Origin of the sequence: Buttiauxella sp. B2, assembly GCF_006376615.1 — a bacterium.
Lineage (GTDB): Bacteria > Pseudomonadota > Gammaproteobacteria > Enterobacterales > Enterobacteriaceae > Buttiauxella.
The window spans coordinates 142,436-148,938 of sequence record NZ_VEXQ01000013.1; the positions used below are offsets into that span (position 1 = coordinate 142,436).

At 47.7% G+C, this 6,503-nt stretch carries 7 protein-coding genes; 1 reads left to right on the forward strand and 6 read right to left on the reverse strand.

The window, feature by feature from the left end; genetic code table 11:
- Positions 1-19 precede the first annotated feature (19 nt).
- The 6 genes from proS to metN form a co-directional block, all read right to left on the reverse strand.
- Positions 20-1,738, reverse strand: a complete 1,719-nt coding sequence (proS, locus tag FH968_RS15440; protein WP_139881047.1) for a proline--tRNA ligase — start codon at positions 1,736-1,738, stop codon at positions 20-22.
- 113 nt (positions 1,739-1,851) lie between these two features.
- Positions 1,852-2,559: a tRNA (N6-threonylcarbamoyladenosine(37)-N6)-methyltransferase TrmO gene (tsaA, locus tag FH968_RS15445; protein ID WP_139881049.1), complete on the reverse strand. Its 708-nt coding sequence runs from the start codon at positions 2,557-2,559 to the stop codon at positions 1,852-1,854.
- A complete protein-coding gene (gene rcsF / locus FH968_RS15450) occupies positions 2,556-2,960 on the reverse strand; it encodes an Rcs stress response system protein RcsF (RefSeq protein ID WP_139881050.1) in 405 nt (134 codons plus the stop codon). Before rcsF ends, tsaA begins: the two co-directional genes overlap by 4 nt.
- Positions 2,961-3,074: 114 nt before the next feature.
- Positions 3,075-3,890, reverse strand: coding sequence for a methionine ABC transporter substrate-binding lipoprotein MetQ (gene metQ / locus FH968_RS15455; RefSeq protein WP_139881053.1), 816 nt, complete (start codon positions 3,888-3,890; stop codon positions 3,075-3,077).
- A 44-nt stretch (positions 3,891-3,934) separates the two neighbouring features.
- A complete protein-coding gene (locus FH968_RS15460) occupies positions 3,935-4,588 on the reverse strand; it encodes a methionine ABC transporter permease MetI (RefSeq protein ID WP_139881055.1) in 654 nt (217 codons plus the stop codon).
- Positions 4,581-5,612 (reverse strand): methionine ABC transporter ATP-binding protein MetN, encoded by a 1,032-nt coding sequence (gene metN / locus FH968_RS15465; RefSeq protein WP_139881057.1) that lies wholly within the window; start codon positions 5,610-5,612, stop codon positions 4,581-4,583. Before metN ends, FH968_RS15460 begins: the two co-directional genes overlap by 8 nt.
- Before the next feature lie 188 nt (positions 5,613-5,800).
- Here metN and gmhB point away from each other — a divergent pair, with 188 nt between their 5' ends.
- Positions 5,801-6,367, forward strand: a complete 567-nt coding sequence (gene gmhB / locus FH968_RS15470; RefSeq protein ID WP_139881060.1) for a D-glycero-beta-D-manno-heptose 1,7-bisphosphate 7-phosphatase — start codon at positions 5,801-5,803, stop codon at positions 6,365-6,367.
- Positions 6,368-6,503 lie beyond the last annotated feature (136 nt).

Sequence of the window (6,503 nt, forward strand, 5' to 3'; positions counted from 1 at the left end):
TTTCTTAGTGCAGCAAGGTTTAGCGTTTAATCTGTGCCAACAAGAAATCAATGATTTCGTTGGTTTTGATCATCTGCTTCTCGCCTTCACGACGGTTTTTGTATTCAACTTCTTCGCTATCAAGGTTGCGATCGCCAATAACGACAGTGTGTGGAATACCAATCAGTTCCATATCAGCAAACATCACGCCTGGACGTTCTTTGCGGTCATCCATCAATACGTCGATACCTTTTGCACGCAGAGTGGAATACAGCTCTTCGGCTAACTCCTTCACGCGGAAAGATTTGTGCATGTTCATTGGCAGAATGGCAACCTGGAACGGTGCAATTGCATCTGGCCACACAATGCCGCGCTCGTCGTGGTTCTGCTCAATAGAAGCCGCGACTGCACGAGTCACGCCAATACCGTAGCAACCCATAGTCAGAATCTGGTTACGGCCGTCCTCGCCCTGAACAGATGCTTTCATCGCTTCGGAATACTTAGTGCCGAGCTGGAAGATATGACCCACTTCGATACCACGTTTAATCAGCAGCGTACCTTTGCCATCTGGGCATGGGTCGCCTTCAACTACGTTACGGATATCAGCAACTTCTGGCAGCGCAACGTCACGTTCCCAGTTAATACCAACGAAATGTTTGCCGTCGATGTTTGCGCCAGCAGCGAAATCGCTCATTGCAGCAACGGTACGGTCAACAACCACTGGAATTGGCAGATTGACTGGGCCAAGTGAGCCAGGACCTGCATTAACTACCGCGCGAATTTCTTCTTCGGTTGCGAAAGTCAGTGGGCTGGCAACTTGTGGCAGTTTTTCTGCTTTAACTTCATTCAGCGCATGATCGCCACGAACCAACAGAGCAACCAGTGGGTAAGCACTGCCTTCAGTTGCTTTAACCATCAGGGTTTTAACTGTTTTCTCGACTGGCAGGTTGAACTGCTCAACCAACTCAGCAATGGTTTTGGCATTTGGGGTATCAATCTGCGTCATTTCAACGGTCGGTGCTGCACGACCGCCTGCTGGAGCTACAGCCTCAGCAAATTCGATGTTAGCTGCGTAGTCAGATTCGGTTGAGAAGATGATGTCATCTTCACCGCTTTGCGCCAGCACCTGGAATTCATGAGATGCGCTACCGCCGATAGAACCTGTGTCAGCTTCTACTGCACGGAAATCCAGACCCATACGGGTGAAGATTTTGCTGTAGGCCTGATACATCGCATCGTAAGTTTCCTGCAAAGATTCCTGAGTCGTATGGAAAGAATAAGCATCTTTCATCAGGAATTCGCGGGAACGCATCACGCCGAAACGTGGGCGAACTTCATCGCGGAATTTGGTTTGAATCTGGAAAAAGTTCAGCGGCAGCTGCTTGTAAGAGCTCAGCTCGTTACGAATCAGGTCTGTGATGACTTCTTCATGAGTTGGGCCGAGTACAAATGGGCGTTCGCCGCGATCAACAAAACGCAGCAGTTCTGGGCCATATTGCTCCCAACGACCACTTTCTTGCCATAATTCAGCAGGCTGAACCACAGGCATACACACCTCGATTGCACCGGCGTTGTTCATTTCTTCACGCACGATGTTTTCGACTTTTTTCAGAACACGCAAACCGGTCGGTAACCAGGCATATAAACCGGAAGCGAGTTTGCGGATCATCCCGGCACGCAGCATCAGTTGGTGACTGATGACTTCGGCATCGGCTGGTGTCTCCTTCAGTGTGGAGAGCAGATATTGGCTAGTACGCATGTTGTTACGGTTCCATTTGAACGGCAGATAACCGGCTACCTGAGTAGCCTGATGCAAAATAAGTGTTTTAGTTTACCAGTGTGGCAAGGATGTCAAAAGAGAAGGGCGATAAATTAACGACTCTCAATAGCAAACACTTCTGAACCCTGTTCGGTTACACGCCAGCGGACGTTGAATTCCAGCAATAAAACGGCGTAAGTTTTACCGCTATCCTCACCCTTACGATAAGCCGGACGGGGATCTTGTGCCAGCACTTCGCGGATGAAACGTTCAATGTGCGGGTAACGTTTCTCAAGCTGTGTTAATTGCGGTTGTAATTCAGATGTGAAGTAAACCGGCATATCGGCTGCGGGGGCATTCTGAGCGTAACCTGCAACGGCTTCTGGCACCGCTTCAGCAAACGGTAAGTAAGGTTTGATATCAACTATCGGAGTGCCATCAACCAAATCCAGACTACCAAGCTGCAAAATGACCTGATCTTTCTGGCAGCGAATACCTTTCAATTCGACCAATGACATACCAATCGGGTTTGGGCGAAATGTTGAGCGTGTAGCAAACACGCCCATGCGAGCATTTCCACCTAAACGAGGCGGACGAACCGTGGGCCGCCAGCCACCTTCCATCGTTTGATGAAAGACAAATAGCAGCCATAGATGACTAAAACCTTCGAGGCCACGAACAGCATCCGCCATATTAAAAGGTGGCAGTAAATGCAATTCGCCACCGCCATCAGTTACCAGACCTGGTTGGCGGGGAACGGCAAATTTCTCTTTATACGGGGAGCGAATGACACCAATTTGCTCAAAGCTAAATGCTGTCATTTTGCCGAGACATTTAATGCCGAACCTACACAAACAGCCTGACGGTAACATCCTGGCGTGCCGCTGGTGACATCGCAGCTATGTAATAATACGGCGTTAGCTTTCATTTTTGATGCATTTACTTGCAAGCGTTTACGCGCCGTAGGGATATTGGGTGGAGAATCCTGATTGCTAACCTGGCATGAGTCACCGCTCACTTCACCGAGATCACGGAAAGGTTTACCTACTAATTCTTCTGCATTGGTATAGATTTTTACTGGCGCAGGACGAACAGGTTTCGGTTTAGTCGGTTCTGGAGCCGGCGGTGTTGCGGTGCTTTGAACAGGTTCAACGGGAGATCTGCTTAGCATCGTACAGCCGCTCAGCATTACTGCTAATAAACAGATCGGTAAAGCACGCATAATTTTTCCTCAATGAATGATAAAACGCGATTATTGAACCAAGCTATCGCACAAATAACAAGACGGGCATTCGCCCGTCTTAGAATATTTACGTACAAATAGAAGAATAGAAACTTACCAGCCTTTTACTGCGCCGCCATTGAAGACTTTGTTTGCTGCTTCGTAAACTTCGTCAGACTGGTATGCCTGAACGAATTTCTTCACGTTTTCAGCGTCTTTGTTATCTTCGCGGGAAACGATCAGGTTTACGTATGGAGAATCTTTGCCTTCAACAAAGATACCGTCTTTAGCTGGAGTCAGGCCAATCTGGCTTGCATAGGTGGTATTGATGATTGCCAGAGCAATCTGAGCATCATCCAAAGAACGTGGCAGTTGTGGTGCTTCCAGTTCAACCAGCTTCAGGTTTTTAGGGTTTTCAGTAACATCCAGAACGGTTGGCAGCAGACCAACGCCATCTTTCAGTTTGATCAGACCTTGTTGTTGCAGCAGCAATAAAGAACGACCAAGGTTAGTTGGGTCGTTTGGTAGAGCAACCTGCGCGCCTGCTTGCAGTTCATCCAGAGATTTGATTTTTTTGGAATAGCCAGCAATCGGGTAGACGAACGTGTTACCTACAGCAACTAGTTTGTAGCCACGGTCTTTGATTTGCTGATCCAGGTATGGCTTGTGCTGGAAGGCGTTAGCATCGATATCGCCTTTGCTCAGCGCTTCGTTAGGCAGAACGTAATCGTTAAAGGTAACCAGCTCAACATCCAGGCCGTATTTCTCTTTTGCGACTTTCTGTGCAACTTCGGCAACTTGCTGTTCAGCACCGACAATAACGCCCACTTTGATATGGTTTGGATCTTTCTCGTCCTGGCCACAACCCACGAGTGCCAGAGAACCAATCAGAGCACCAACTGCCGCAAAGGTTTTAAATTTAAAAGACATATCCCTTCCTTACTATGTATAAAAACGATGTTGTGTTGAACGTATTATTTGTGAGTTACAGTCCGGACGATACGATCGCCAGAGACTTGAATTAAATACACTAATACTACCAATAACACTAATACCGTATTCATCACGGTAGCGTTATATCCGATATAACCATACTGATAGCCAATCTGGCCCAGACCACCGGCACCAACAGCACCGCCCATAGCAGAATAGCCCACCAGGGTAATTAGCGTAATGGTTGCAGCGTTCACAAGACCTGGTAGTGCTTCTGGCAGAAGTACTTTGCGGATGATTTGCAGCGGTGTTGCGCCCATAGCGCGTGAAGCTTCAATCAGGCCCGATGGGATTTCCAGCAAGGCATTTTCTACCATACGTGCAATAAAGGGTGCTGCACCGACGGTTAATGGAACGATAGCCGCTTGCAGACCAATTGAAGTTCCGACAATTGCACGGGTAAAGGGAATCATCCACACCAGCAATATAATGAATGGAATAGAACGGAAGATATTCACCAGTGCAGAGAGGATGTTATACACCTTCGCATTCGCGCTGATTTGCCCTGGGCGGGTAATATAAAGCAATACGCCGACAGGCAGGCCGAGCACAAAGCCAAAGAAGCCAGATACAAACGTCATCGCCAGCGTTTCATACACGCCTTTTAACAGTAACCACATCATTGGCTCAGACATAACCCAGTACCTCTACTTTTACATGTTGCTGCTGTAAATATGCGATAGCAGCGTCCATATCTTGATGTTCTCCATGCAATTCGCACAACATGATGCCGAATTTCACGCCACCGGCGTAATCCATCTGCGCGCTGATAATATTGCTGTTCACATTGAAACGGCGGGCGGTTTCGGAAAGAAGAGGTGCATCCACAGACTGACCGGTAAACTCCAGTCGCAGCAACGGAACGGTAGTGTCGCTCTTGTTGATGCTCAAACGCTGTGCGTAATCTTCTGGAATATCCAAATGCAGAGTGGATTGAATAAACTGTTGTGCAAGTGGCGTCTTAGGATGAGAGAACACCTCGCTCACGGTATCTTGTTCTATTAATTCACCATCGCTGATAACCGCGACGCAATCACAGATGCGTTTTACGACATCCATTTCGTGAGTAATCAAAAGAATAGTCAGACCAAGGCGACGGTTGATGTCTTTCAACAGCTCGAGAATCGAACGAGTGGTTGCCGGGTCGAGTGCGCTGGTGGCCTCATCACATAAAAGTACTTTAGGATTGCTTGCTAAAGCACGTGCGATAGCAACACGCTGCTTTTGCCCGCCAGACAGGTTGGCAGGATAAGCATCATGTTTATCGCTCAAACCAACCAAATCGAGTAATTCGGACACGCGGCGTTTAATTTCTTCGCGAGGAGTGTTGTCCAACTCTAAAGGCAATGAGATGTTGCCATAAACTGTACGGGAAGAAAGCAAATTAAAGTGCTGGAAAATCATGCCAATCTGGCGGCGTGCTTTAGTAAGTTGGCCTTCAGGAAGCGTCGTTAGTTCCTGTCCATCGACCAGTACCGAGCCTTGCGTTGGGCGCTCAAGCAGGTTTACGCAACGGATAAGGGTGCTTTTCCCTGCACCTGATGCGCCAATCACGCCATAAATTTGCCCAGCAGGAACATGCAGGCTGACGTTATTCAACGCCTGTATGCTGCGATTTCCTTGTTGGAACACTTTGGTGATATTCGAAAGTTTAATCATTAGGTTATTTATTATCGTATGAGTGTAAGCCGTGGCATTTTCTGCTGCCGATAACGGGCGATGACCGTTATCAATATGGATGTTAAGGCATCCAGACGTCTAAATCAATCTGCGAATGATTGTCTGTTCTCGCCCAGATAGAAAACCATGCGATACTACACCAAATCCCCAGTTTCAGGAGTTACCAAGTGGCACAGTCTGTTCCAGCTATTTTTCTCGATCGTGATGGCACCATTAATGTTGACCATGGTTATGTCCATGAAGTTGACCAGTTCGTGTTCATTGATGGTGTGATTGACGCAATGCGTGAGTTAAAAGCAATGGGCTATGCATTAGTTCTTGTCACCAACCAATCAGGCATTGCCCGCGGCATGTTCACAGAAGGTGATTTTGAGAATCTGACAGAATGGATGGACTGGTCTTTAGCAGACCGTGGCGTTGACCTTGATGGTATTTATTATTGCCCGCATCATCCGGAGGCAATAGTAGAAGAGTTTCGCCAAACCTGCGATTGCCGCAAACCGAAACCGGGCATGCTGCTCTCAGCTCAAGAGTTTCTTCATATAGATATGGCTTCTTCTTATATGGTTGGAGACAAACTGGAAGACATGCAAGCAGCATCAGCGGCACAGGTAGGGACAAAAGTACTGGTTCGTAGTGGTAAGCCAGTCACTGAGCAAAGTGAAGCTGCGGCCGATTTTGTCATTAATAGCCTCGCAGACCTGCCAAAAGCGATAAAATCGCGCCAAAAATAGACGTAGCGGTTATAAAATGTGCGCTTGGTAATTATTTTGAAATTAGGGGTTGTCAGCGTCCAGAAAATCCCTATACTGCGCCTCCACTGACACGGCACAACGGCTTACAAACCGGCCCGTCAGCCAGATGAAAAGC

Excerpts from the sequence above, each read along its gene's own strand:
- FH968_RS15460 (WP_139881055.1), bottom strand. The coding sequence starts at position 4,588 with ATGTCTGAGCCAATGATGTGGTTACTGTTAAAAGGCGTGTATGAAACG.
- proS (WP_139881047.1), bottom strand. The coding sequence starts at position 1,738 with ATGCGTACTAGCCAATATCTGCTCTCCACACTGAAGGAGACACCAGCC.
- rcsF (WP_139881050.1), bottom strand. The coding sequence starts at position 2,960 with ATGCGTGCTTTACCGATCTGTTTATTAGCAGTAATGCTGAGCGGCTGT.
- tsaA (WP_139881049.1), bottom strand. The coding sequence starts at position 2,559 with ATGACAGCATTTAGCTTTGAGCAAATTGGTGTCATTCGCTCCCCGTAT.
- metN (WP_139881057.1), bottom strand. The coding sequence starts at position 5,612 with ATGATTAAACTTTCGAATATCACCAAAGTGTTCCAACAAGGAAATCGC.
- metQ (WP_139881053.1), bottom strand. The coding sequence starts at position 3,890 with ATGTCTTTTAAATTTAAAACCTTTGCGGCAGTTGGTGCTCTGATTGGT.